Origin of the sequence: Micromonospora yangpuensis, from assembly GCF_900091615.1 — a bacterium.
In the GTDB taxonomy this organism is placed as follows: Bacteria; Actinomycetota; Actinomycetes; order Mycobacteriales; family Micromonosporaceae; genus Micromonospora; species Micromonospora yangpuensis.
On record NZ_FMIA01000002.1, the window covers coordinates 4,262,082 to 4,287,272 of the forward strand.

19 protein-coding genes and 1 pseudogene are annotated in these 25,191 nt (G+C 72.3%); 14 read left to right on the forward strand and 6 right to left on the reverse strand.

Annotated features, from left to right (window positions below; all coding sequences use genetic code 11):
- The first annotated feature begins 77 nt into the window (after positions 1 to 77).
- From GA0070617_RS19250 to GA0070617_RS19260, 3 genes are all read left to right on the forward strand, one after another.
- The gene (locus GA0070617_RS19250) at positions 78 to 782 is read left to right on the forward strand and encodes a VOC family protein (protein WP_091440254.1); all 705 of its coding nucleotides are present in this window, start codon (positions 78 to 80) and stop codon (positions 780 to 782) included.
- A 189-nt stretch (positions 783 to 971) separates the two neighbouring features.
- On the forward strand, positions 972 to 1,403 hold the full coding sequence (locus tag GA0070617_RS19255; RefSeq protein WP_091440258.1) for a RusA family crossover junction endodeoxyribonuclease: 432 nt from the start codon (positions 972 to 974) through the stop codon (positions 1,401 to 1,403).
- Positions 1,404 to 1,509: 106 nt separating this feature from the next.
- On the forward strand, positions 1,510 to 1,791 hold the full coding sequence (locus GA0070617_RS19260) for a hypothetical protein (protein ID WP_091440263.1): 282 nt from the start codon (positions 1,510 to 1,512) through the stop codon (positions 1,789 to 1,791).
- Between the two features lie 19 nt (positions 1,792 to 1,810).
- Here GA0070617_RS19260 and GA0070617_RS19265 read toward each other — a convergent pair whose 3' ends face one another.
- The 4 genes and pseudogenes from GA0070617_RS19265 to GA0070617_RS19275 all read right to left on the reverse strand — a co-directional run bounded on the left by GA0070617_RS19265 (position 1,811) and on the right by GA0070617_RS19275 (position 6,977).
- Complete coding sequence (locus GA0070617_RS19265) at positions 1,811 to 2,536, reverse strand: HAD family hydrolase (RefSeq protein ID WP_091440266.1); 726 nt, start codon at positions 2,534 to 2,536, stop codon at positions 1,811 to 1,813.
- Positions 2,533 to 3,111: a TetR-like C-terminal domain-containing protein gene (locus tag GA0070617_RS19270; protein WP_229688190.1), complete on the reverse strand. Its 579-nt coding sequence runs from the start codon at positions 3,109 to 3,111 to the stop codon at positions 2,533 to 2,535. Before GA0070617_RS19270 ends, GA0070617_RS19265 begins: the two co-directional genes overlap by 4 nt.
- Before the next feature lie 48 nt (positions 3,112 to 3,159).
- A pseudogene (locus GA0070617_RS32200) lies at positions 3,160 to 3,237 on the reverse strand (TetR family transcriptional regulator); the annotation flags it as partial.
- A gap of 1,019 nt (positions 3,238 to 4,256) precedes the next feature.
- Positions 4,257 to 6,977 (reverse strand): MGH1-like glycoside hydrolase domain-containing protein, encoded by a 2,721-nt coding sequence (locus GA0070617_RS19275; protein WP_229688191.1) that lies wholly within the window; start codon positions 6,975 to 6,977, stop codon positions 4,257 to 4,259.
- A gap of 87 nt (positions 6,978 to 7,064) precedes the next feature.
- Here GA0070617_RS19275 and GA0070617_RS19280 point away from each other — a divergent pair, with 87 nt between their 5' ends.
- The 11 genes from GA0070617_RS19280 to GA0070617_RS19330 all read left to right on the forward strand — a co-directional run bounded on the left by GA0070617_RS19280 (position 7,065) and on the right by GA0070617_RS19330 (position 22,651).
- Positions 7,065 to 9,011, forward strand: a complete 1,947-nt coding sequence (locus GA0070617_RS19280; RefSeq protein ID WP_091446673.1) for an amylo-alpha-1,6-glucosidase — start codon at positions 7,065 to 7,067, stop codon at positions 9,009 to 9,011.
- A 144-nt stretch (positions 9,012 to 9,155) separates the two neighbouring features.
- Positions 9,156 to 10,484 (forward strand): glycosyltransferase family 4 protein, encoded by a 1,329-nt coding sequence (locus GA0070617_RS19285; RefSeq protein ID WP_091440277.1) that lies wholly within the window; start codon positions 9,156 to 9,158, stop codon positions 10,482 to 10,484.
- A gap of 85 nt (positions 10,485 to 10,569) precedes the next feature.
- Positions 10,570 to 11,148 (forward strand): DUF1707 SHOCT-like domain-containing protein, encoded by a 579-nt coding sequence (locus GA0070617_RS19290; protein WP_175440589.1) that lies wholly within the window; start codon positions 10,570 to 10,572, stop codon positions 11,146 to 11,148.
- A 101-nt stretch (positions 11,149 to 11,249) separates the two neighbouring features.
- Complete coding sequence (locus GA0070617_RS31640) at positions 11,250 to 13,082, forward strand: serine/threonine-protein kinase (protein WP_425312212.1); 1,833 nt, start codon at positions 11,250 to 11,252, stop codon at positions 13,080 to 13,082.
- 504 nt (positions 13,083 to 13,586) lie between these two features.
- Complete coding sequence (locus GA0070617_RS19300; RefSeq protein WP_091440283.1) at positions 13,587 to 14,396, forward strand: metal-dependent hydrolase; 810 nt, start codon at positions 13,587 to 13,589, stop codon at positions 14,394 to 14,396.
- A gap of 233 nt (positions 14,397 to 14,629) precedes the next feature.
- Complete coding sequence (locus GA0070617_RS19305) at positions 14,630 to 15,721, forward strand: LacI family DNA-binding transcriptional regulator (RefSeq protein ID WP_091440288.1); 1,092 nt, start codon at positions 14,630 to 14,632, stop codon at positions 15,719 to 15,721.
- An 82-nt stretch (positions 15,722 to 15,803) separates the two neighbouring features.
- Positions 15,804 to 17,102 carry an ABC transporter substrate-binding protein gene (locus GA0070617_RS19310; RefSeq protein ID WP_091446674.1) on the forward strand — a complete coding sequence of 433 codons (1,299 nt, stop codon included), beginning with the start codon at positions 15,804 to 15,806 and terminating at the stop codon, positions 17,100 to 17,102.
- Positions 17,103 to 17,157: 55 nt separating this feature from the next.
- Positions 17,158 to 18,114: a carbohydrate ABC transporter permease gene (locus tag GA0070617_RS19315; protein WP_091440291.1), complete on the forward strand. Its 957-nt coding sequence runs from the start codon at positions 17,158 to 17,160 to the stop codon at positions 18,112 to 18,114.
- A complete protein-coding gene (locus GA0070617_RS19320; RefSeq protein ID WP_091440295.1) occupies positions 18,114 to 19,007 on the forward strand; it encodes a carbohydrate ABC transporter permease in 894 nt (297 codons plus the stop codon). Before GA0070617_RS19315 ends, GA0070617_RS19320 begins: the two co-directional genes overlap by 1 nt.
- Positions 19,004 to 21,238, forward strand: coding sequence for an alpha-xylosidase (gene yicI / locus GA0070617_RS19325; protein ID WP_091440298.1), 2,235 nt, complete (start codon positions 19,004 to 19,006; stop codon positions 21,236 to 21,238). The genes GA0070617_RS19320 and yicI overlap by 4 nt, the downstream gene beginning before the upstream one ends.
- The gene (locus GA0070617_RS19330; protein ID WP_091440301.1) at positions 21,239 to 22,651 is read left to right on the forward strand and encodes a GH1 family beta-glucosidase; all 1,413 of its coding nucleotides are present in this window, start codon (positions 21,239 to 21,241) and stop codon (positions 22,649 to 22,651) included.
- Positions 22,652 to 22,767: 116 nt separating this feature from the next.
- Here GA0070617_RS19330 and GA0070617_RS19335 read toward each other — a convergent pair whose 3' ends face one another.
- Together GA0070617_RS19335 and GA0070617_RS19340 are read right to left on the reverse strand one after the other, a co-directional pair.
- Positions 22,768 to 23,361, reverse strand: coding sequence for a nucleotidyltransferase family protein (locus GA0070617_RS19335; RefSeq protein ID WP_091440304.1), 594 nt, complete (start codon positions 23,359 to 23,361; stop codon positions 22,768 to 22,770).
- Positions 23,362 to 23,439: 78 nt separating this feature from the next.
- Positions 23,440 to 25,149: a bifunctional 3'-5' exonuclease/DNA polymerase gene (locus GA0070617_RS19340; RefSeq protein WP_175440590.1), complete on the reverse strand. Its 1,710-nt coding sequence runs from the start codon at positions 25,147 to 25,149 to the stop codon at positions 23,440 to 23,442.
- Positions 25,150 to 25,191 lie beyond the last annotated feature (42 nt).

A 25,191-nucleotide genomic window follows, 5' to 3' on the forward strand; every position in this document is an offset into this window, starting at 1 on the left:
CCCCGGCGGCACGGCTGTGCTGGGCCGGCGACGATGCCGGGCCAGCGCGGCGCCGGTCCGGCCGGCATGATGGTGCGATGATCGCCCGTTTCAAGGACCTCTGCCTGGACGCCACCGACCCGTACGCGCTGGGTGCCTTCTGGGCCCGGGTGCTCGACGGCGAACTGGCGGACCTCGGTGACGGGGACGTCCGGGTCGACCCGGGTACGGCCGGCGCGGGCGCGGAGTCCATCTGGGTCAACGCGGTGCCGGAGCCGCGTACCGGCAAGACCCGGGTCCACCTCGACCTGCGGCTGGCCGGGGCCGGCCCGGACGTCCTGCTGGCCGCCGGTGCCCGGCTGGTACGCGAGCCGGACTCGGAGATCGACTGGTGGGTGCTGGCCGACCCGGACGGCAACCTGTTCTGTGCCTTCGCCGCCCGCGAGGGTCAGCCGCCCGGCCCGTTCGAGCTGGTCGTGGACGCGGCCGACGCGGCCGGACAGGCCGCCTGGTGGGCCGGGGTGCTCGGCGGTCGGATCGAGGCCAGCGAGAAGGGCCCCGCCTCGGTGGTCGGCGGGGCCGGCTTCCCGTGGGACTTCCTGGTCTTCGACCCGGTGCCGGAGCGCAAGACCGTCAAGAACCGGATGCACTGGGACGTCGATCTGCTGGAGCCCACGCCCGCCGCCCTGATCCGGGCCGGCGCGACGCTGCTGCGCGAGCCGGACACCGAGATCGGATGGTGGATCCTGGCCGACCCGGAGGGCAACGAGTTCTGTGCCTTCGGACCTGATTCCAATCAGTGACCACGCGGAGGTTCCGAGTCACCGCCGGGTGCACTAGCGTCTCTTGCCAAGCGCCGCAGCGGGCGCATCGCCGTCGACGTCGATCCGCCTCCGGCCGTCCCCAGCTCCGCCCGATCGGCTGGTAATCCCGGGATCCCCCTCCTACCGCCTCACCGGTTGGGCAGGATCGTTCCACGAGGAGGTGCCGTCGTGCAGGACACCCGCGCTCTCGCCCTGACATTCGAGGTGAGCGGCCTGCCCCCGGTCAAGACCGAAGCCCTGTCCATCTTCGCCGCCGGCCACCGCCAGGCGACGAGGGTCCGGACCCTCCTCCAGGCGGCCCTGGTGGCGGCCCAGCGTACCGGCTGGACGTCGCTGCCCGGGCCGGTCGAGGTGGACCTGACCCTGCGCTGTCCACCCGGGCACCGCACCTCCGACGCCAGCGGACTGCTGGGCGGGGTCTGCGCGGTGCTCCAGGACAAGAAGCGGGTGTCCAGCATCGGCCTGACCCATCTCGGGGTCCTGGTCGACGTCGCCCTCTACGACGACGACCGGCAGATCCGCCGGCTGTCGTACACCGAGGAGCCGGCCGAGGACTTCTCGTACCAGGTCCGGGTAGCCGCCGTACCCACGGCGGTGTGAGGCATCGCCGCCGTACCCACGGCGGTGTGAGCATCGCCGCCGTATCCACGGTGGTTTGACCGACGGTCGCGGTGGGGTACCGCGGACGCCGACGAAGGGAGCGCCGATGTCGGAGCCACATGTCACGCTCGATCCGAGCGGGCTCGACCCCGTGCAGCGCAAGCTGCGCGGCCCGCTGGAGGATCAGCTGACCTCGGCCCTGCAGGCGGCGACCGGTCGCGTCCGCGCCAGCTACGCCGGCGAGCCGGTCGAGCAGGTGTGCCAACGGCTGCTCGACGAGACCCGCTCCGGCCTGCACCCCGACATCGCGGCCGGCTTCACCCCGGACATGGACGAGTTCTGCCGCGTCGCGGTGGCGATCGTCCGGGGTGAGGTCGGCCAGCCCTGACCGGCGTGCCGGTGACCGCTCAGAAGTGCCGGGTCAGGTCGGTGAAGGCGCCCAGGTGCAGCACTCCGGCGTCGGCCGGGTCCAGCACGTCGTGCTCCAACACCCAGGTGTAGGTGTTGGGGATGAACACCGCGTTCAGCCCGGCGGCCCGCGCGGGCAGGATGTCGGACCTCGGGGAGTTGCCGATCATCCAGGCCCGCACCGGGTCGAAGCCGTGCTCCCGGGTCAGCCACCGGTAGGTCGCCGCGTCCTTCTCGGCGACCACGTGGGTGGCGCGGAAGTGGTGCGCCAGGCCGGACGCCTCGATCTTGCGGCGCTGCTCGGTGTCGTCGCCCTTGGTGAGCAGCAGCAGGTCGTGCCGGCCGGCCAGGTCGGTAAGCGTGTCGGCGACCCCCGGGATCAGCTCGACCTGCCGCTGTTCGAGCGCCCACGCCAGGCCCTCGATCTCCTGCCGTTCCCGGTCGCTGGCCGGCCGGGCACGCAACCGCTCCATGCACTCCCGCAGACTGTTCAGGAACACCCGGCTGCCGTAGCCGTGGGTGACGACGTTTGCCCGTTCGATGTCGTCGAGGATGTGCCGGATCTCGACCCGGTCCAGCGTCGGGTGGTCCAGCCAGTCGAGGAAGTCGTCGATCACCCGCTCGAAGAGGACGTTGTTCTCCCAGAGGGTGTCGTCGGCGTCGAAGACCAGCACCTGCCCGACCGTCCGCTCACCGCCCCCACCGCCGCTGTCGTGGCCCGTCATGCGTCCTCCCCCGTCGTCGGTTCCGGCTGACGAGGGTACGGAACCGACGGCGGAGACGGCACACCGGTTTCTGGTCGGGCCGGCGGTGGCGTGCCGAACAACCCGGCCATGATCAGGGTCTCCCGCTGGTCCTGCCGGTCCGGCCGGAGCCGGCCACCCCGGGTGAGCATCACCATGCCGTGCAGGACGCTCCAGCCGACCTCGGCCAGCGCCTCCGGGTCCCGCCCGGCGGCCAGCGGGGTGAGCGCCGAGCGGAGTTCGGCGAAGACCGCGTGCAGCGCGGGTGGCCCCTCCGGCACGCCGAACGGCAGCTCCGCGGTGAGCAGGAACATCGCGTCGTAGACCTGCGGGTGGGCGTAGGCGAAGTCGAGGTACCGCTGCACCACCCGCGACCAGGCCACCACCGGCCCGTCCCGCTCCACCGCCGGCGGCGGCTCAGCGGACGGCTCGGGCCCGGCCGGCGGGCAGGACGGGGCCGGCGGCGGCTCGGACCCGGCCGGCGGCTCAGCCGGGGTTCGGGCCTCGGTCAGACTCCGGGCCAGTTCGGCGAAGCCGTCGACGGCGACCGCTGCCACGATCGCCTCCCGGCCGCTGAAGTGCTGGTAGATCGTCACCTGGGAGCAGCCCAGCCGGTCGGCCAGCCGCCGGGTGGTGACCCCCTCCCAGCCTTCGGACTCGGCCAGTTCCCGGGCGGCGTCGATGGTGCAGGAAGATGCCGCTGCCGGCGTTCGGCACCGGCTTCGCGACGTTCGGCGGCATGTTGTAGGTGATCACCGCGAAGTGGGTGTACGCCGGCACCTCCTTCCACAGCGCCTCGCTGTAGCCACCCGGGTTCGTGGCGGTGTGCTGGAAGGTGTTGTACGCCGGCGACTTCGGGTTCTCGTTCCACCAGTCGTTGGTGACCAACCGGTGGTACGGGTACCGCACGCCCGGGTCGGCCGAGATGCCGTACATCGTCGGACCGACCGAGTAGACCCCGGTCGGGGTGGTCGCCACCCCCTCGACGTGGTTGTCGCTGAAGCCCTTGGACCCGATCCGGGCCGGCAACGCTGCGGTGACGGGGGTCCAGCGGCCCCGGATCCGCTCGAAGGTCTCCAGGGTGGCGTGGGTGGTCGCGTACCCGTTGCCCGCCACGACCACGACCTGCCGGGTCTGGCTCGGCAGGGTGGTCAGCCGGTCGGCCCGGTTGGCCGGCGTCGGGTCGCCGCGCTTGTCCGACGGGGCGACGGCCGCCCCACCGGCGGACCGGGTCGCGCCGGCGGTGGTCGCGGCACCGGCGGGTACGACCGCTCCGACGGCCGCGCCGAGGATCAACGTCCTTCGTTTCATTCCGGAGATCCTGGCACCCGCCGGGCCCCGACGGAAGCCACCACCCGGCAACGGGTCAGGACCGGGGCCGCAACTCCCCGGTCCTGACCCGCGACGCTCCGGCGCGGCGGCGGATCCCGCCGCCGACACGGCCCGGCGGGGCGTGGCACGCCGCCCACGCCGGGTCCCGACGCCGGGTCGGACCGCTCGCACTCAGCTCCACGGTGCCCGCGCCGGAGGTCGACACGCCCTCGGCCGGCCCCCCGTAGGCCGGCCGTGACGCGGGCATCACGCTAGATCCACCGCGGCCCGCCGGACAAGGTGACCGGTGCCGCCGACGGTGCCGATTCGCGGTATGGGGCGAAACCGGCGTACGGGCGTAACGGGACCGCCACCGGCAGCGCTGTTCGGGTCAGCGCCGCAGGGTGAGGATGAGGTCGAGGACCAGGGCGGTCCAGCCGGTCTGGTGCCAGGCGCCCAGCCCCGCCCCGTTGTCACCGTGGAAGTACTCGGGGAAGGCGATCAGGTCCCGCCAGTCCGGGTGGGTCTGGAAGAGCTGACAGGCGCCGTAGATCGGCCGGCGTCCCCAGCCGTCGCGGGTGAACAGCGAGATCAGCCGGGCCGACAGGTCGTCGGCGATCTCGTCCAGCGACCGTTGCGTCCCGGACCGGGTCGGGTACTCCACCCGCAGGTCGTCACCGAAGAACGCCGCGTAGTCCCGCAGGGCGCTTACCAGCAGGAAGTTGGTGGGCATCCAGATCGGCCCGCGCCAGTTGGAGTTGCCGCCGAAGAGTCCGCTGGTGGACTCGGCCGGCTCGTAGCCGACGCTGAACTCCAACCCGCCGAGGGTCACCGAGAACGGCTTGTCCAGGTGGGCCCGGGAGAGCGTGCGCAGGCCGTACTCGCTGAGGAACTCGTCGGGGTCCAGCATCCGGGCGAGCAGCCGGACGACCTGGTCGGGGCCGACCATGGAGAGCAGCCGCTGCTGACGGCCGTCCGGACCGATCCGCCGGGCGTCCATCACGTGGGCGTACTCCGGACGGTTGGTGAGGAACCACCGGATCCGGGCCCCCAGCTCCGGCAACCTGTCCAGGGTGCCGGCGGTGAGCCGGGTGGTGGCGGCCAACGGCAGCAGCCCGACCACCGAGCGGACCCGCAGCGGGACCTGGCTGCCGTCGGCCAGCCGCAGCACGTCGTAGAAGAACTCGTCCTCGGCGTCCCAGAGCCCCTGGGAGTACGCGGCGGCGGCGATGTAGACGAAGTGCTCGAAGAACTTGCAGGCGGTGTCCACCCAGGTCCGGTCCTGCTCGGCCAGGACGATGGCGATGTCCAGCAGGTTGAGGGCGTACATCGCCATCCAGCCGGTGCCGTCGGACTGCTCCAGCACCCCGGCCACCGGCAGCGCCGCCGAACGGTCGAACGGGCCGACGTTGTCCAGTCCGAGGAAGCCACCCTCGAAGACGTTGTTGCCGCCGGTGTCCTTGCGGTTGACCCACCAGGTGAAGTTGAGCAGCAACTTGTGCATCACCCGGGCCAGGAACGCGTGGTCGGTGGAGCCGTCGATCTCGAAGACCTTCAGCGCCGCCCAGGCGTGCACCGGCGGGTTCACGTCGCCGAACGCCCACTCGTACGCCGGGATCTGCCCGTTGGGGTGCAGGTACCACTCGCGCAGCAGGAGCAGGATCTGCTCCTTGGCGAAGCCCGGGTCGACCCGGGCGATGCTGACACAGTGGAACGCCAGGTCCCAGGCGGCGTACCAGGGGTACTCCCAGGGGTCGGGCATGGAGATGACGTCGAAGCTGGTCATGTGCCACCAGGCGCTGTTGCGCCCGTGCCGGCGGCCCGCCGGGGGCGGCGCGGCCCCCGGATCGCCGGAGAGCCAGCGGGTGACGTCGAAGTGGTAGAACTGCTTGCCCCACATCAGCCCGGCGATGGCCTGCCGGGCGACCAGCGCCTCGTCGGGGGTGGCCGTGGCCGGGACGACCCCGGCGAAGTAGTGGTTCGCCTCGGCCCGGCGGGCCCACACCGTGGCGTCGAACCCGTCGCCCAGGTCGAGCGCCGGCGCCGCGCCGGTGGCCGGAGGCGGGGCGGTACGGGTGAGCCGCAACCTGATCTGCCGCCGCTCGCCGGCGGGCACCTGCAGGACGTAGTGCAGGGCGCCCTTGGTGCCCTCCCGGGCCGGGTTGACCGTGGCCGCGCCGTTGACCACGTGGTCGTTGATGCCGTCCTTGGGGTACTTCGAGCGGCCGGGCAGCCCCCAGAGCCGCTCGGTGTTGGAGTCGTTGTCGCAGAGCAGCGGGACCGGCTCGCCGTCGCCGGCCAGCACCAGCTGACCGAGGACGTGGTGCTGGCCGACCAGGCGGGCCGGGGTGGCCGGGCCGGCCGGGCCCCGGGAACTGGCCCGTTTGCGGCCCCGGAAGGCCGGCTCGCCGACCAGTCGGGGCACCCGGTCGCTGCCGGGCAGTCCCCACGCCCAGGTGTTGCGGAACCAGAGGCTGGGCAGCACGTGCAGGGTCGCCGCCCGGTCACCCTGGTTGGCCACGGTGACCGTCATGCACAGGTCGGTCGGGGAGGCCTTGGCGTAGTCGACGGTCACCGCCCAGTACCGGTCGTCGTCGAAGATGCCGGTGTCGACCAGCTCGTACTCGGTGTCGTCGCGGCCCCGCGTCGCGTTCACCGAGACCAGCTCGTCGTAGGGGAAGGCGGCCTGCGGGTAGTGGTAGCGCCAGCGCATCCAGGAGTGGGTGGGGGTGGAGTCCTCGTACCACCAGTAGTCCTTGGCGTCCTCGCCGTGGTTGCCGCCGTCACCGCCGAGGCCGAACATCCGCTCCTTGAGGATCGGATCCTCGCCGTTCCACAACGCCAGGCCGAAGCAGAACGTCTGCCGGTCGTCGCAGACGCCTGCCATGCCGTCCTCGTTCCACCGGTAGGCTCGGGAACGCGCGTGGTCGTGGGGGAAGTAGTCCCAGGCCGTGCCGTGTTCGCTGTAGTCCTCCCGTACCGTCCCCCACGCACGTTCGGACAGATAGGGACCCCATGCGCGCCAGGCCTGTTCACCCGAGTCGGCCTGGGCGAGCCGGAGCCGTTCGGCATCGGGGGGCGTCTCACGGGAAGCCGACACGTCAGTGAACATCTGCCTATCTTCGGTGCCGTTGGTGTCCTTGACCACAGCGGCCATTCTCGTCGTGGCGTGTTACACCTCGCCGCCGGTGGAGGAAAGTTGATCGACATCAGTTTCGGGCCCCAGGTCTGTGGTGACGTGACGACCGGCGGCGCGAGCCGCGAGTGGTTGGTCACCGACGGGGTCGGCGGGTACGCCATGGGCACCGTCAGCGGGTTGCGGACCCGCCGCTACCACGGCCTGCTGGTGGTGGCCGGTGACACCCCGGCGACCCGCAACGTCGGTCTGGTGAGCCTGGACCCGGCGGTGCTGCTGCCCTCCGGTGCGCAGGTCCGCCTCGGCGCGCACGAGTGGTCCTCGGGTGAGGTCGACCCGCGCGGCTTCGAGCTGCTGGAGCACTTCGCGCTGATCGACGGCGTGCCCCGGTGGCGCTGGCGGATCGGCGCGACGGTGATCGAGCGGGAGGTGGCGATGCTGCCCGGCCGCTCCTGCGTGGCCGTGGTGCACCGGTTGGTCGCCGGCGGCCCGGTCCAGCTGGACCTGGCCGCCGTCTGCACCTGGCGCGACGCCCACGGCGAACGCCGGTCCGACGGCCCGGACCTGCGGGTGGAGCCGGTCGGGCAGGGCGCGGTGGTCGAGGGGGCGTTCCGGCTCGCCGGTCCGGGCTGGAGCCCGCAGGGGCAGTGGTGGCTCGGGGTGCACCACCGCGAGGAAGCCACCCGGGGCCTGCACCCGGACGAGGACCTCTGGTACGCGGGGCGGTTCTCCGGCGCGCTGGAGCGTCCCGGCGACACCGTCTCGGTGCTGGCCTGGGCCGACCAGCTCGACGTCGAGCCGATGCCGGCCACCGACGTGGTGGCCGCCGCCCGGCGGCGCAACCGGCAGGTGGTGGCGGCCGCGAAGCCGGTCGACGACACCACCGCGACGCTGGCCCTGGCCGCCGACGCGTTCGTGGTCCGCACCGCCGCCGCGCCGGTCGAGGTGGTCGCCGGGTACCCGTGGTTCGGTGCCTGGTCGCGGGACACGATGATCTCCTACGAGGGGCTGTTCCTCTGCACCGGCCGGGCCGACGAGGGGCGCGAGCTGTTGCGTTCGTACGCGGCGACGCTGTCGGAGGGGATGCTCGCCAACACCGCCGACACCGGCCGGGTGGAGTACAACACGGTCGACGCCACGCTGTGGTTCCTGCACGCGGTCAGCCGGCACGTCACCGTCACCGGGGACACCGACCTCGGCGACGAGCTGCTGCCGGCGCTGCACTCGGTGGTCGGGGCCCACCTCGCCGGCACCCGGTACGGCATCGTCGTCGACCCGGCCGACGCGCTGCTCACCGCAGGTGCCCCGGGTGCCGCGCTGACCTGGATGGACGCCCGGGTGTACGGGGTGCCGGTGACCCCGCGGATCGGCAAGCCCGTCGAGGTCAACGCCCTGTGGGTCAACGGTTTGGCCGGGTTGGCGGAGCTGACCGAGCTGGCCGGGCAGGACGCGACCGAGCTGTGGCGGCTGCACGGGCGGGCGCTGGCCTCGTTCCGGCAGCGCTTCCCGGCACCGGAGCTGGGCTGGCTGCACGACGTGGTGGACGCGCCCGCGCCCGCGTACCCGTTGGGAGGTGCCGCGCACCACGACGACGACCTGCTCCGGCCCAACCAGCTGCTGGCCTGGTCGCTGCCGTACGCGCCGCTGGAGCCGGACCCGCAGACGCTGCGGCGGGTGGCCGACGGCCTGCTCACCCCGCTGGGGCCGCGCAGCCTCTCGCCGGACTCCCCCGGCTTCGCCGGCCGGCACCGGGGCGGGCCGGCCGACCGGGACGGCGCGTACCACCAGGGCACCGTCTGGCCGTGGCTTACCGGTCCGTACGCCGACGCCTGCCGGCGGGCCGGGATCGACGTCGACGACCTGTTCACCGGCATCGACGGGCACCTGCGCGAGTACGGGCTGGGTTCGGTGAGCGAGACCGCCGACGGGCTGGCCCCGCACCGGGGCACCGGCTGCCCGTTCCAGGCCTGGTCGGTGGCGGAAACGCTGCGAGTCCGACGGATCGGATAGGGGCGCTTTACACGACCGCAACGGCGGCGTCGCCAGCGGTTATCCGGGCCGCGAAAGGATGGGGGCATTCCACCCGGCCGAGTTGGCCGGCACCCGGTACGGGGTGCCGGCCCGGCCGCCACGGGACAACTCCAAGGGGGCCGCATGTCACCGGACGCCGACGTGATCGACATCCACCCCAACCGCCGGCAGCGCATCCTGATGCTCTCCTGGGAGTACCCTCCGCTGCTGGTCGGCGGCCTCGGCCGGCACGTGCACGCCCTCTCCGTGGCGCTGGTCGCCGCCGGGCACGACGTCACCGTGGTCACCCGGCACACCGAGGGCGCACCCATCGAGGAGTACGCCGACGGGGTACGCATCGTGCGCGCCGCCGAGGACCCGGTCACCTTCCCACTGGCCACCAGCAGCCTGCTGGCCTGGACGATGGCCTTCAACCACACCCTGACCCGGGCCGCCCTGCGCGCCACCGAAGCCGACAGCTACGACGTCGTGCACGCCCACGACTGGCTGGTCGCGCACACCGCGATCACCCTGGCCGAACACCTGGACCTGCCGCTGGTCACCACGATCCACGCCACCGAGGCCGGCCGGCACCAGGGCTGGCTGCCCGAGGAGATGAACCGCACCATCCACGGCGTCGAGCACTGGCTCAGCACCGCCTCCGGCCGGGTGATCGCCTGCTCCGGGTACATGCGCGAGCAGGTGACGACCCTGTTCGGGGTGCCGGCCGAACGGATCGACGTGGTGGCCAACGGGGTGGACGACCGGGCCTGGCGGGCCCGCCCCCGCGCCGTCGCCTCGGCCCGGGCCCGGTTCGCCGGCGAGGGGCCACTGATCGGGTACGCCGGCCGCCTGGTCTACGAGAAGGGCGTGCAGCACCTCGTGGACGCCGTGGCGCAGTTGCGCGGCCGGCACCCGGGACTGCGGCTGCTGATCGCCGGCGACGGGCCCTACCGGGGCGAGTTGGAGGAGCGGACGCAGCGGCTCGGCCTGGGCGGCAACGTGCACTTCGCCGGGTTCCTCGACAACACCCAGCTACCGGCGGTCCTCGGCGCCACCGACGCGACCGTCGTACCCAGCCTCTACGAGCCGTTCGGCATGGTGGCCCTGGAGGCTGCGGCGGCCGGCGCGCCGCTGGCGGTGGCCCGCACCGGTGGGCTGGCCGAGATCGTCGAGCCCGGCGTCACCGGCGTCACCTTCCCGCACAGCGACCCGTCGGCCCTGGCCGGCGCGGTCGACCAGCTCCTCGGCGACGAGGTCTTCGCCCGCCGGGTCGCCCGCCAGGCCCGCCGCATGGTGGGCCAGCGCTACGGCTGGGCCACCATCGCCGCGAACACCGCGCAGACGTACGCCGTCGCCCGCCGCGAGCACGGCACCACCCAGGCCCGGCGGGTCGCCGAGCTGCCCTCGCCCCGCCGGGCACCGGTCATCCCGACCGGCAACCTGCTCGCCGTCGGTGGCGCCGCCTGCTGAACTCCGCACGCCGGCCGGCCGCTGCCGGCACGATGGCCCAGCGGCTGCGGCCTGGCCTGCGGGTCGCGGCAGCTACCCTCGACGGGTGGAACCGGAACGGTACGACGACACCGACCGACTGCGCGTCTCCGACCGGGAGCGGGAGGAGGTCGTGCAGCTGCTCGGTCAGGCGGCCGCCGAGGGCCGGCTCACCCTCGACGAGTACGCCGACCGGGTGGGCGAGGCGCACGCCTCGCTGACCAGGGGCGAGTTGACCCGGGTGACCCGGAACCTGCCCGACGCCCCGGGCCGGGCCGTCGCCCGCCCGGCCGACGTGGCCACGGAACGGCTGCTGGCGGTCTTCGGCAGCGAGGTACGCAAGGGCGCCTGGGCGTTGCCGGAGCATATCGAGGCCCGCGCGATCTTCGGCGACTGCCGCATCGAGCTGCACGAGACCGAGCTGCACCGGCGGGTCATTACGATCAACGCCGAGGCGATCTTCGGCAGCGTCACCGTCGTGGTGCCGGAGGGCACCGACGTCCGGCTGACCGGCTCGGCCGTCTTCGGCTCCAAGCAGTCCAAGCTGTCCGGGCCAATCATCCCCGGCGGCCCGGTGATCGAGGTACGCGCCCGGGTGATCTTCGGCGACGTGACCATCCGCCCACCGCGTCGACGCTGGTGGTGACCCTGGTTATGGTGTACGACACGTAGCCGAGGGAGTTCGTGGTGCAGCAGGAGCTGATCGCCGGTCGGTACCGGCTGTTGGACCTGGTCGGCTCCGGCGGCATGGGACGGGTGTGGCGGGCCCGTGACGAGATGCTGCACCGCGACGTGGCGCTGAAGGAGATCATCCCGCCGGTCTGGCTGGCCGAGGCCGAACGCGACGAGATCCGCCTGCGTACGCTGCGGGAGGCCCGCACCGCGGCCCGCCTCGACCACCCCAACGTGGTCCGGATCTACGACGCGCTTGTCGACCGGGACAGCCAGTGGCTGGTCATGGAGTACGTTCCGTCCCGCTCGGTGCAGCAGATCATCGCCGCCGACGGGCCGCTCAGTCCGCCGCACGCCGCGCGGATCGGCCTGGCGGTGCTGACCGCGCTGCGGGTCGCCCACGCCGCCGGGGTGCTACACCGCGACGTCAAGCCGCACAACGTGCTGGTCACCGAGGGCGGCCGAGTGGTGTTGACCGATTTCGGCCTGGCCACCTTCGTCGGCGGGGACGCCGCGATGACCGGCCCCGGCATGGTGCTCGGCTCCCCGCAGTACGTCGCCCCGGAGCGGGCCCGCACCGGCGCGTCCGACCCGCGCAGCGACCTGTGGTCGCTGGGCGCGACGCTCTACGCGGCGGTCGAGGGCCGATCGCCGTACGCCCGCGCCAGCGCGATGGCCACGTTGAGCGCGCTGGCGGTCGAGCCACCCGACCCGCCCCACCGGGCCGGCCCACTGGAACCGGTACTGGCCGGGCTGCTGCGGCGTGATCCGGCCCGGCGACTCAACGCCGCCGAGGTGGAACCGATGCTGCGCGCCGTGGCCGACGGCGAACCGGCCTCGCCCGGCCCGCCGCCCTCCGGGCCGCCCGCGCCGACCTCCGAGCCGGCATGGGCGGCGCGATCCGGCACGCCCGTCGAGCCGCGGTGGGCCGCCGATGACCGGACGGCCGGGACCACGGTCAGCAACCCGACGCCCGCGCGGCGGCGGGCGACGGTCGCGGTGGTGGCGGCCGTCGTGTTGCTGGCCGGGGCCGGTGGCGCGGTGGCGTTGAGCCGAGCCGGGAACGGGCCGGCCGGGCCGGATCCGGTGGCCGGCCCGCCGCCGACGGCCACGGCTCCGGCCGCACCGACGGCGTTCGCCTGTGCCGGCCCCCCACCGGCCGGTGCGACGCCGGTCCGGCCGATCCCCCCACCGGACGGGGAACTCGCCCTGATCGCCGGCTGGACCTGGCACCTCGACCCGACCGGTTTCCGGATCGCCGTACCGGTCGGCTGGCTGCGCTGGACCGAGGAACCCGACCGACCGGCCACCACGAGCGCCCCGACCCAGCCCGCCGACACCGAGGGTCCCGCACGGACACCGTCCGCGGTGGCCTCCGCGCGACCGGTAGCCGCCACCGCCGCCGGACAACCGGCAAACCCCACCGCCCTCGGCCGACCGGCCGCCGCCACCGCGGAAGAACCGGCAACCACCACCGCCCTCGGCCGACCGGCCGCCGCCGGGTCCGCGCGATCGGTTGCCGCAGTGGATCCGGCCCGGGCCGGCACGACGCCGGTGACCTGTTTCCGGGAGCCGGGTGGGTCGCGGCTGCTCAGCATCACCCCGGGGGCGGCACCGGCCGACCCGGTGCGATACTGGCGGGCCGAGGAACGCCGGTTGACCCAGGCCGGCCTGCTGCGTGACTACGAACAGATCGACATCTCCGGGCTGGACCTGTTCGCCGGTGGCGCACTGTGGGAGTGCCGCTGGCGCGACGCGCGCGGCGAGCAGGTGCACTCGTCGCGGCTGTTGGTCACCGTCTCCACCGGGCGGGCCTACACGGTCGCCTGGCAGACCAATGAATTCGACTGGCAGGTGAACACGCCGTACCTCCTGATGATCCGGCAGAGCTTCCGCCCCACCCCCTAGCAACGCGGCACCCCACCCCACCCCACCCACCCCCGCCTCCCTCCCCCACCCCCGCCAAGGCGGGTGTCGAAGTGAATCTTGGACACTTACCGTTCTATTTGGACGGTAAGTGTCCAAGATCTGAACCCCGACCGGGTACGAAGGGAGAGCAAGGCGTATCAGTCGCGGGAGGGGGCGGGAGCGGGGGCGTTCAACGGGTCGGAGTTGGTGCTGGTGACCGGGAACCCGTCGAGCCGGCGAGGCGTCGAGAGCAGGCAGGTGATTGGACGAAAGTGGCCCCTGAGGGCGCGACACCCTGCCTATCGCAGATGCCTCACAAGCCCGCAAAAAGCGCAGTTTGGTGCAAGATGGTTCGGTCAGATCCTTCAGCCCGGCCGGAGCCTGAGCGGACCCGACCGAGGCTTACCGGAGTCGTCCATCCTGGACCCGAGCGATCCCCCTCGACGTCGACCCGACACTGTGGCGTAGGTTGTGGATCAAGCTTTTTGGGGAGGGTGACGCGAGATGATGGGACCGTCCCACGCGCTGTCCGGCGCGGCGGTGTGGCTGGCCGGCTCGTGGGGGCTGTACCAGTTCGCCGACTACGAGCAGTCGCCGCTCGCGCTCGCCGTCGGGACCGCGGTCTGCGCCGGTGGCGCGCTCTTTCCCGACCTGGACCTCTCCGGCAAGGTCACCCGCAACCAGGGCGGCGCGACCGTCGCCCGGACCTTCGGCGTGGTCAGCCTCTTCGCCGCCGAGGTGATGGAGAAGATCTCGCTGGGCGTCTACTACGCCACCAAGTTGAGCAAGGATCCCAAGCGCAACAACGGCCACCGTACGCTTACCCACACCATCCCGTTCACCGTCCTGGTCGGCTGGGGCACCACCTGGCTCTGCGCCACGTACGGCAAGTGGGCCGTGATCGGGATCCTGTTCTTCATGATCGGTCTGGCCCTGCGCGGGTTGTTCGACAAGTGGGCCGAACGGGCCGGCTGGGTGATCGTGACCCTGGTGTCGGCCGCCGCCGCCTGGTTCACCTTCGCCAACCTCCCCGGTGACCGGGGGTATCCGCTGCTCGGGCTGGCGATGGGGGTGGGCTGTTTCGTGCACATCCTCGGCGACATGATCACCCGGGCCGGGGTGCCGATCCTCTGGCCGATCCCGATCAAGCGTCGGATGTGGACGCCGATCCGGCTGCCGAGCAAATTCGCCCTGCGTACCGGCAGCAAGACCGAGACGGTCGTGCTGCGTTCGATCATGACTGTCGTCGTGGTGCTCTCCGCGATCGGCCTGGTCGCCCCCTCGGTGCTGGAGCGGTTCACCACCGAGCTGTGACCCCCGCCCGGCCCGCGCCGGGACGCACCGGGACACGCCGCCCCTGGTCGGGAGGTGTCCTACCGGTCGACGGAGCCGGCTCCGTCGACCGGTTGCGAACATCCGTCATCCGCTATTGACGTCCCGGTAACACGTGGCCTAGTTTCTGTCGAAACGCTTCGACGAACCGCTTCGACAGGTGGTCCGGGGCCGGCCCGACCGGGCCGGTGGCGGGGCGGACCGGGAGGTGCGCGATGGCGAACATGCAGGATGTCGCCCGTCTCGCCCAGGTCTCGGTCAGCACCGTGTCGTACGTGCTCACCGGCGCCCGCCCGATCTCCGCGGCCACCCGGGAGAAGGTCCGCGCCGCCATGGCCGAGCTGGGTTACCAGCCGCACGCGATGGCTCGGGGGCTGGCCAGCCGGCGCAGCCGGATCCTCGGGCTGCTGCTGCCGATCGACGAGCGCGGCCTCGGGGCGACCGAGACGGCCTTCGTCACCGGCGCCGCGACCGCGGCCAGCGCGGCCGGCTACCACCTGGTGCTCTCCCCCGTCGACGCCGGTGACCTCGACGGGCTGCGCCAGCTGGCCAGTCAGCGGATGCTCGACGGGGTGCTGCTGATGGAGGTGCAGCTCGACGACCCACGGGTCGGGGTCCTGCGCTCAGCCGGCGTCCCGGTGGTGCTGATCGGGCGTACCGCCGACACCACCGGCCTGTCGTACGTCGACATCGACTTCGACCGTACGGTGCACGACGCCGTCGGGTACCTGGCCGACCTCGGGCACCGGCGCATCGTCTACGTCAACCACTCGGCCACCGCGATCGCCGAGGGCTACGGTCCGGCACTGCGCTCCCGGGACGCCTTCGCCACCGCGACGGCCGGTCGCCGCATCGAGCCGGTGATGATCCCGGCCGAGGACAGCCCGGGCGGTGGCCGGGCGGCGCTGGCCAGCGCCTTCGACCGGGCCCCCGACCTCACCGCCGTGCTGGCCATGAACGAGAGCGCGGTCTTCGGCATCCTCGGTGGGCTCGCCGCGCACGGCCGTACGGTCCCCGACGACGTCTCGGTGGTCTCGATGGTCACCTCGCCGCAGGTGGCCGAGTTGGCCACCCCCGCACTGACCACGATGACCTCACCGGGCACGGCGGTGGGGCGGATCGCCGTCGAGCAGCTGCTGCGCCACCTCGGTGCCGGGAGCACCGACAGCGCCGGGAGCACCGGGAGCACCGACAGCGCCGAGATCCACCAGCAGTTGCTGCCCTGCACCTTGGAGGTCCGCGGCTCCACCGGACCACCACCGACCCTGACACCCGCACCGACCGGCCGGCGCAGCGCGCACCCATGACGACCGGGCCCGCGCCGCGACGCGACGACGGGCCAGCGCCGCACCGACCCGACCCGACCCGACACCCACGAGGAGAATGCTGATGCGACGACTGCGTACCCTCGCCGCGATGGTGGCGCTGGCCACCCTGACGGCCGGCACCCTCACCGCCTGCGGTGGTGACGACGACGCCGGCGACGCCAACGTGCTCAAGCTCTGGCACTACGAGGGCGAGAACAGCGCGATGAGCATCGCCTGGGACCGGGCGATCGAGGTGTTCAAGGACGAACACCCCGGCGTCGAGGTCCGCTTCGAGCGCAAGGCGTTCGAACAGATCCAGCAGAACGCGGCGATGATCATCAACTCGTCCGAGGGCCCGGACGTGATGGAGTACAACAAGGGCAACGCCACCTCGGGACTGCTGTCCAAGCAGGGCCTGCTCACCGACCTGACGGCCGAGGCGACCGAACGGGGTTGGGACAAGGCCCTCAGCCCCAGTCTGCAGACCACCGCCCGGTACGACGACAAGGGCGTGATGGGCTCCGGCAACTGGTACGGGGTGCCGAACTACGGCGAGTACGTGATGGTCTACTACAACAAGGACCTCTTCGCCGAACACCAGGTGGCGGTGCCGACCACCCTCGCCGAGCTGACCGCGGCGATGGACACCTTCGTCGCCAAGGGCATCGTGCCGCTGGGCACCGCCGGCGCCGAGTACCCGGCCGGGCAGCTGTTCTACCAGCTCGCGCTCGCCGGAGCCGACCGTTCCTTCGTCGACGACTACCAGCTCTACCGCAACCCGGTCGACTTCGGCAGCGGCCCGCTGCGCGACGGTGCGCAGACCTTCGCCGACTGGGTCCGCAAGGGTTACGTCGCCAAGGACTCGGCCAGCGCCAAGGCCGAGGACATGGGCACCGCGTTCATCGCCGGGAAGACCCCGATGATCGTCTCCGGCAGTTGGTGGTTCGGCCGGTTCGCCACCGAGATGAAGGCCGACTGGGACACCTTCCTGTTCCCCGGCAACACCCTGCACGCCGGTTCGTCGGGCAACCTGTGGGTGGTGCCGGCCACCAGTAAGGCCAAGGACCTGGCGTACGACTTCATCGACATCACCATGCGACCGGAGATCCAGGCGCTGATCGGCAACAACGGCGGCGTCCCGGTTGCCGGCGACCCGGCGACCATCACCGACGCCAGGGGCCGCAAGCTGGTGGAGAGCTTCAACGCCGTCAGCGCCGCCGACGGGCTGGCCTTCTATCCGGACTGGCCGGTGCCCGGCTACTACGACGTGCTGGTCTCCGGCTTCCAGAGCCTGATCAACCAGTCGAAGTCCCCGGCCGAGGTGCTCGACGCCATCGCGAAGCCGTACGCCGAGGGCGTGGCGGAGATCCGACGCGGCTGACCGACCACGGGCGGGCGGGCCGACGGCTCGCCCGCCCGGCACCGGAGGGACCCTGATGGCCGTACCCCGATCCCCCGTCGCGCCGGAGAGGCGCCCGCCACGTCGCGGCACCGCCCGCCGGGGCCGCGACGGCACGTACTGGCTCTACCTGATCCCCGGCGCGGTGTTGTTCGCGCTGGTCATCGGTGGCCCGTTGCTGTTCACCGGTTACCTGTCGCTCACCCGCTGGTCGGGCATCGGCGACCCGAGTTTCGTGGGCCTGGAGAACTACCGGCGGCTCCTCGACGACCAGGTGTTCTGGTTGTCGTTCCGCAACACCCTGTCGATGATCGTGGCGATGGTGCTGGTCCCCACCGCACTCGGGCTGCTGCTGGCCACCGTCCTGTTCGACACCATCGGCCGACGGTTCCGGCCGCGTACCGCCGCCGCCCTGCGGGCCGCGTTCTACCTGCCCCAGGTCCTGCCGGTGGTGGTCGCCGGCATCGTGTGGGGGTGGATCCTGCGCCCCGACGGGGCGCTCAACGGGCTGCTCACCGCGGTCGGCCTGGACGGGCTGCGCCACGACTGGCTGGGTGACCCGGACACCGCCCTGCCGGCGGTGCTGGGGGTGATGATCTGGGTGCAGATCGGCTACCCGGTGGTGGTCTTCATGGCCGCGTTGCAGCGGGTCGACCCCGAGCTGTACGAGGCGGCGGAGCTGGACGGGGCCGGCTGGTGGCACCGGTTCCGGGCGATCACCCTGCCGCAGATCCGGCCGGAGACCTTCGTGGTGGCACTCACCTGCACGATCGCCGCGATGAAGGTGTTCGGCCCGATCTACGCGCTGACCCGGGGCGGGCCGGAGAACGCCACGATCGTGCCGTCGTACTTCGCGTACCACACCTTCTTCAACAAGCTCCAGGTCGGCTACGGCTCGGCGATCTCGACAGTCCTCACCGCGATCATCGTGCTGGTGGCGTTGGTCGTCCTGGCCGCCCAACGCCGCGCCGAGCGTGCCGACGGAGGCAGCTGATGTCCCTCACCACCGCACCGGGCGGCACCCCGGTCGACACCGCGCCGCGGGCCCGTACCCGGGACCCCCGCCGGCACGGCTCCGGCGGCTGGCTGGCGCTCGGCCTGGTCAGCGCCGCCGCGCTGCTGATGCTGGTGCCGTTGGCCATCATGCTGCTCAACGCGTTCAAACCGCCGGGGCAGTACTCCACCGAGGGGCCGCTGAGCTGGCCGACGGAGTTCTACACCGACGGCCTGCGGGCGTACTGGACGCGGGTGGACTTCCCACTGAAGCTGTGGAACTCGACGCTGATCGCCGGCTCGGTGGCGGTCTTCGCGGTGGCGGTGTCGCTGCTCAACGCGTACGCGCTGGGTATCGGTCGGGTCCGCGGCCGGCTGACGATCGTGGGCCTGTTCCTGCTGGCGAACATGCTGCCGCAGGAGTCGCTCGTCTACCCGCTGTACTACCTGGCCAAGGAGGTCGGCCTCTACAACACCCGACTCGCCGTGATCATCATCTTCACCGTCATCCAGAGCGCGTTCGGCACGTACCTGCTCGCCTCGGTGCTGGGCACGTTCCCGCGTAGCCTGCTGGAGGCGGCGGCGTTGGACGGGGCCGGCTCCTGGACGATCCTGCGCCGGGTCGTGCTGCCCAACGTCCGCCCGACCCTCGCGGTGCTGCTGGTCTTCTTCTTCGTCTGGACCTGGAACGAGTTCCTGATCCCGCTGGTGATGCTGATCGACAACCAGACCCAGACGATCCCGGTGGCCCTGGCGTCGTTGCAGGGTGACCGGCTGATGGACGCTCCCACGACGAACGCCGGGGCGCTGGTCAGCCTCGTCCCGGCGATCGTCTTCTTCCTCATCTTCCAACGCACGCTGAGCCGCGGCATCACCGTAGGAGCCGAGAAGTGAAGTTCACCGACGGGTACTGGCAGCTGCGTCCCGGGGTCAGCGTGCTGCGCCCCCGGGTCGTCGAATCGGTGGAGGTCGAGGAGCGCGGCTTCACCGTGTACGCCCCCACCGGGGCCATCAACGGACGCGGTGACACCCTCAACCGGCCGGTCGTGACGGTACGGTTCTTCTCCCCCGCCGCCGGCGTGGTGGGGGTGACCATCGGGCACCACGCCGGCGGGCTGCCCCGCGAGCCGCGGTTCGGGCTGCACACCGGCACCGACCACCCGGTCACCGTCGACGTCACCGGGTTGACCGCCTCGTTGACCACCGGTGGGCTGACCGTCCGGGTCCGGCTGGTCGACGCCTGGCAGGTGGACTTCCTGCGCGGCGACGAGGTGGTCACCTCGTCCACCGAGCGCAGCGTCGGGGTGGTCACCGACGGCCAGGGTCGCGCGTTCGTGCACGACCGGTTGGCCCTCGGCGTCGGCGAGACCATCTACGGCCTGGGCGAGCGGTTCGGCACGTACGTCAAGAACGGTCAGGTGGTCGACGTCTGGAACGCCGACGGCGGCACCGCCAGCGAGCAGGCGTACAAGAACGTGCCGTTCTATCTCAGCAGCGCCGGCTACGGTCTCTTCGTCGACCACCCGGAGCACGTCTCCTTCGAGGTCGGCTCCGAGGTGGTGTCGCAGACCCAGTTCAGTGTGGCCGGACAGTCGCTCACCTACCACGTGATCGACGGGCCGACCGGCAAGGACGTGCTGCGCCGGTACACCGCGCTGACCGGCCGGCCGGCCCGGGTACCTGCCTGGTCGTACGGGCTCTGGCTGTCCACCTCCTTCACCACCTCGTACGACGAGAAGACGGTCACCGAGTTCATCGACGGGATGGCCGAACGGGACCTGCCGCTGTCGGTGTTCCACTTCGACTGTTTCTGGATGCGCCAGTTCCACTGGGTCGACTTCATCTGGGACCCGCAGACCTTCCCCGACCCGGCGGGAATGCTGCGCCGGCTGCACGAGCGGGGTCTGAAGGTCTGCGTCTGGATCAACCCGTACATCGCCCAGCGGTCGTACCTGTTCGAGGAGGGCCGGCAGGCCGGCTACCTGGTACGCAACCCGGACGGCTCGGTCTGGCAGTGGGACAAGTGGCAGGCCGGGATGGCGCTTGTCGACTTCACCAACCCCGACGCGGTCGACTGGTACGCCGGCAAGCTGAAGGCCCTGCTGGACATGGGGGTGGACTGCTTCAAGACCGACTTCGGCGAGCGGATCCCCACCGACGTGGTGTGGCACGACGGCGCGGACCCGCAGCGGATGCACAACTACTACTCGTACCTCTACAACCGGGCCGTCTTCGAGCTGCTGGAGCGCGAACGGGGCGAGGGTGAGGCGGTGCTCTTCGCCCGCTCGGCCACCGCTGGCGGGCAGCAGTTCCCGGTGCACTGGGGCGGCGACTGCGAGTCGACCTTCGTGGCGATGGCCGAGTCGCTGCGCGGCGGGCTCTCCCTGGCCGCCTCCGGTTTCGGCTACTGGAGCCACGACATCGGCGGCTTCGAGGGCACCCCCGATCCGGCGGTGTTCAAGCGCTGGATCGCCTTCGGGCTGCTCTCCTCGCACTCCCGGCTGCACGGCTCCGGCTCGTACCGGGTGCCGTGGGCCTACGACGCCGAGGCGGTGGACGTGCTGCGCCACTTCACCCGGCTCAAGCTCGCCCTGATGCCGTACCTGGCGGCGGTCGCCGAGCAGGCGCACACCGAGGGGCTGCCGATGATGCGGCCGATGATCCTGGAGTTCCCGGACGACCCGGCGGTGGCGCACCTGGACCGGCAGTACCTGCTCGGCCCGGACGTGCTGGTCGCGCCGGTGATGCGCGCCGACGGCCGGGTCACGTACTACCTGCCGGCCGGCACCTGGACCAACCTGCTCAGCGGTCAGCGGCTGACCGGACCGGGGTGGGTGACCGAGGAGCACGACTTCTTCGGCGTGCCGGTGCTGGCCCGCCCCGGCGCGGTGCTCCCGTTCGGTACGGTCTCGGACCGACCGGACTACCCGTGGGCCGACGGCGTACGGCTGCGGCTCTACGCTCCCACCGAGGGACAACGCACCCGGGTACGCGTACCCGCGCCGGACGGCGGGCCGGGAGCGGAGTTCGAGGTGACCTACGACGGTCAGGTGGCGGGCGTCTCGTTGATCTCCGGGGAGTCATCGGGGTACACCTGTGAGGTTGTGAAGGCGGAAGGACAGTAGATGACAGCGCGCAGTTTTCCCGAGGGTTTCCTGTGGGGTTCGGCCACGGCGTCGTACCAGATCGAGGGAGCGGCCACCGAGGACGGGCGGGGGCCGTCGATCTGGGACACCTACAGCCACACCCCCGGCCGGACCCTGAACGGTGACACCGGTGACGTGGCGGCCGACCACTACCACCGGTGGGCCGAGGACCTGGACCACCTCAAGGAGTTGGGGCTCGGCGCGTACCGGTTCTCGATCGCCTGGCCCCGAGTGCAGCCCGGCGGTTCGGGGGCGTTCAACCAGGCAGGCATCGACTTCTACTCCCGGCTGACCGACCGGCTGCTGGAGCTGGGCATCCAGCCGGTGGCCACCATGTACCACTGGGACCTGCCGCAGGAGTTGGAGGACGCCGGCGGCTGGCCGGCCCGGGACACCGCGCTGCGTTTCCAGGAGTACGCCGCCGGCATCGTCGGCGCGCTCGGCGACCGGGTGCACACCTGGACCACCCTGAACGAGCCGTGGTGCTCGGCGTACCTCGGTTACGCCTCCGGGGTGCACGCGCCGGGGCGCACCGAGCCGGCGGCGGCGCTGGCCGCCGTACACCATCTCAACCTGGCGCACGGTCTGGCCGGTCGGGTGGTGCGCGAGCTGGCACCGGCCGCGCAGCTGTCGGTGACGCTGAACCTGCACGTGATCCGGCCGGCGTCGGACTCGGCCGCCGACGCCGACGCGGTCCGGCGCATCGACGCGCTGGCCAACCGGGCGTTCCTCGGGCCGATGCTCGACGGCGCCTACCCGGCGGACCTGCTCGCCGACACCGCCGAGGTCACCGACTGGTCGTTCGTGCGCGACGGCGACGAGCAGACCGCCGCGGTGCCGCTGGACGTGCTCGGGGTGAACTACTACTCCACCACCCTGGTCCGCGCCTGGGACGGCGTCGCGGCCCGCTCGGACAACGACGGGCACGGCCGCTCGGCGCACACCCCGTGGGTGGGCGCCGGTGACGTGGACTTCCTGCCGCAGCCCGGCCCGTACACCGCGATGGGTTGGAATATCGACCCGAGCGGGATGACCGAGCTGCTGCTACGGCTCAGCCGGGAGTACCCGAACCAGCCGATGATGATCACCGAGAACGGGGCGGCCTTCGCCGACGAGGTCTCGGCCGACGGGCGGATCCACGACGAGCCCCGGGTCGACTACCTGTACCGGCACATCGACGCGGTGGGCGAGGCCGTCGACGGCGGCGCGGACGTGCGCGGCTACTTCGTCTGGTCGCTGCTTGACAACTTCGAGTGGGGCTACGGCTACGACCGCCGCTTCGGCATCATCCGGGTCGACTACGACACCCAGGTACGCACCTGGAAGGACAGCGCCCACTGGTACCGCCGCCTGGCCACCACCGGAGTCCTCCCGGATCGGAAACTCGACTAACCCCGCCGCCTTCCGCCCCCGGCTCCGGGCCCCCGCCTTCCGCGTTGATCATGAAGTTGTTGCCGACAGACCTGGCATTTCGCGGCAGCAACCTCATGGTCAACCGGGCGGGGGGCTCAGGCGCCGATGCGTTGGGGTGGGATGGTGAGGCCGTAGAGGGCCATCAGCTCGGGGGTGTCCACTCGGCTGCCGTCGGCCACCGTGTCGCAGGCGATGTCGACGATCTGGTCCTTGTGCGCCAGCAGGTACGGCCGGGCCCCGACGTCGGCGCTGGCCAGCGTGGCGATCCCCGGCCAGTGCCGGCGTCCGAACAGCATCGGGTAGCCGCGCAACCCGTCGTAGGTCGCGCAGACCAGCACATCCGGGTACGGCAGCGCGGCGACCCGGCGGACCGCGGCGACGGTGAGCCCCGGCATGTCCACCGGCACCACCACGACCGCCTCGATACCGTCGTCGGCCAGCGTGGCCAGGCCGGCCCGGATGGACGAGCCGACGCCGGTGCCCCAGGCCCGGTTGACCACGACGGTGGCCCCGGTCAGGTCCGCCGTCTCGCGCACCTGGTCGGCCGAGGCCCCGAGCACCACCACGACCTGCGCGCAACCCGCTTCGGCCAAGGTGTCGATCATTCGGCGCACCAGTGGCTTCTCCCCCTGGTGCAGAAGAGCCTCGGGGCCGCCGATGCGACGACCGCCACCGGCGGCGATGATCATTCCTGCGATCCGCACACCGGGTGCAACGAACACCGCCACCCCGGAGTGTCGGGGCGAAACGGATATTCTGCGCATAACTCAGCTGGCGTCGGCGTAGCAGTCCACGATGCTCAGATCCAGCGGAAAGCGGACCGGGGTGTCGCCGAAGAGCAGTGCGGTGGCCCGTTCCCCGCTGCCGGTGACCGCCTCGGCCACCCGATCGGCCAGCCCGGCCGGACAGTGCACCACCACCTCGTCGTGCTGGAAGAAGACCAGCTCCGCGTCGGTGCCGGCCAGTGCGGCGCGCAGCGTGGCCAGCAGGGTCGAGGCCCACTCCGCGGCGGTGGCCTGGACGACGAAGTTGCGGGTGAAGCGGCCCCGGGACCGGGCCGCGCGGGCCCGGTCCGACCGCGGGTCGACCGGCTCCGGGTCGGCCTGGCCCACCCCGTCCAACCCGGCGAACCCGGCCGACCCCGGCGGGCAGGTCCGGCCCAGCCAGGACCGGACCAGACCACCGGCCTCACCGGTCCGGGCCGCCGTCTCCAGGTGGGCGAACGCGGTCGGGTAGTGCCGGCGCAGCACCGCCAACGCCGGTGCCGCCTCGCCACCGGTCTGCCCGTACATCGCGCCGAGCAGGGCGACCTTGGCGCGGCCCCGGTCACCGGCGAAGGACTCCCGGGCCAGTGCCGCGTACAGGTCGCCCGCCCCGCCGGCTGCGGCCAGCCGGGCGTCACCGGAGACCGCCGCGAGCACCCTCGGCTCCACCTGACCCGCGTCGGCGACCACCAGCCGCCACCCGGGGTCGGCGACCACCGCCCGCCGGATCACCTTGGGAATCTGCAGCGCGCCACCGCCCCGGGTGGCCCACCGTCCGGAGACCACCCCGGCGGGTACGTACTCCGGGCGGAACCGGCCACCGGAGACCCAGGCCTGCCGCCACGCCCACCCGTGGGCCGTCCAGATCCGGTACAGCTCCTTGTAGGTAAGCACCAGCGGCACCGCCGGATGGTCCACCGCGCGCAACACCCAGGCCCTGGTGCTGGGCAGCTCGAAACCGGCCCGGGCGAAGGCGCGCAGCAACTCGGCCGGTGATTCGACGTGCAGCTGCCGCAGGCCGAACGCGGCGGCGATCCGGGCCTGCAGCTCGGCCAGCCGGCGGGGCTGCCCACCGGTCGCCGACGGCTCACCGAGCAGCTCGGCCAGGATCTCGTCGTGCGTCTCCACCCGCCAGGGCAGCCCGGTGGCCCCCATCTCCACCGCGACCAGCGCGCCGGCCGACTCGGCGGCCACCAGCAACCGGAACCGGTGCGGGTGCCCGGTGCGCCCGATCCGGGTCAGCTGGTCGGCGTACACCCTGCTCAGATCGGTGAGGTCGGCCGGCGGCGGGCCGGGCCGGGCGTCGAAGAGCGTGCCCTGGGCCTGGCCCGGCGGCTCGACCGGGCGCGGCGGCGGGTCGGGCGGGACCGGCCCGCCGGTCTGCCGGGCCAGCGCCGCCGCGACCGACCGGGGCTCGCCCCACCGGCCGGCGTGGCCGAGCAGCAGCGCCTCGGTCAGCTCCAGGTCGTGGCACCGCTCGACCCGCGCCCCGCCACGCAACAACGCCGGGTACGCCGACGCGGTCGACGTCCACAGCCACCGGGGTCGATCGGTGGTCTCCCGGGCGGCCACGGCGGCCACCAGGTCGGTGACCTGCTCGACCGGCCCGGTGGGGTGGCCGCCCGGATCGAGCGGTTGCAGCATCCCGCCGCCCCGCCCGTCGGCCACCACCGCCACCAGCACGAACCTGATTCTGCCCGCCCGGTACGACACCCCGCGCCGGCGCCTCCCCGCTCCCGCCCCGCCGCCCGCTCC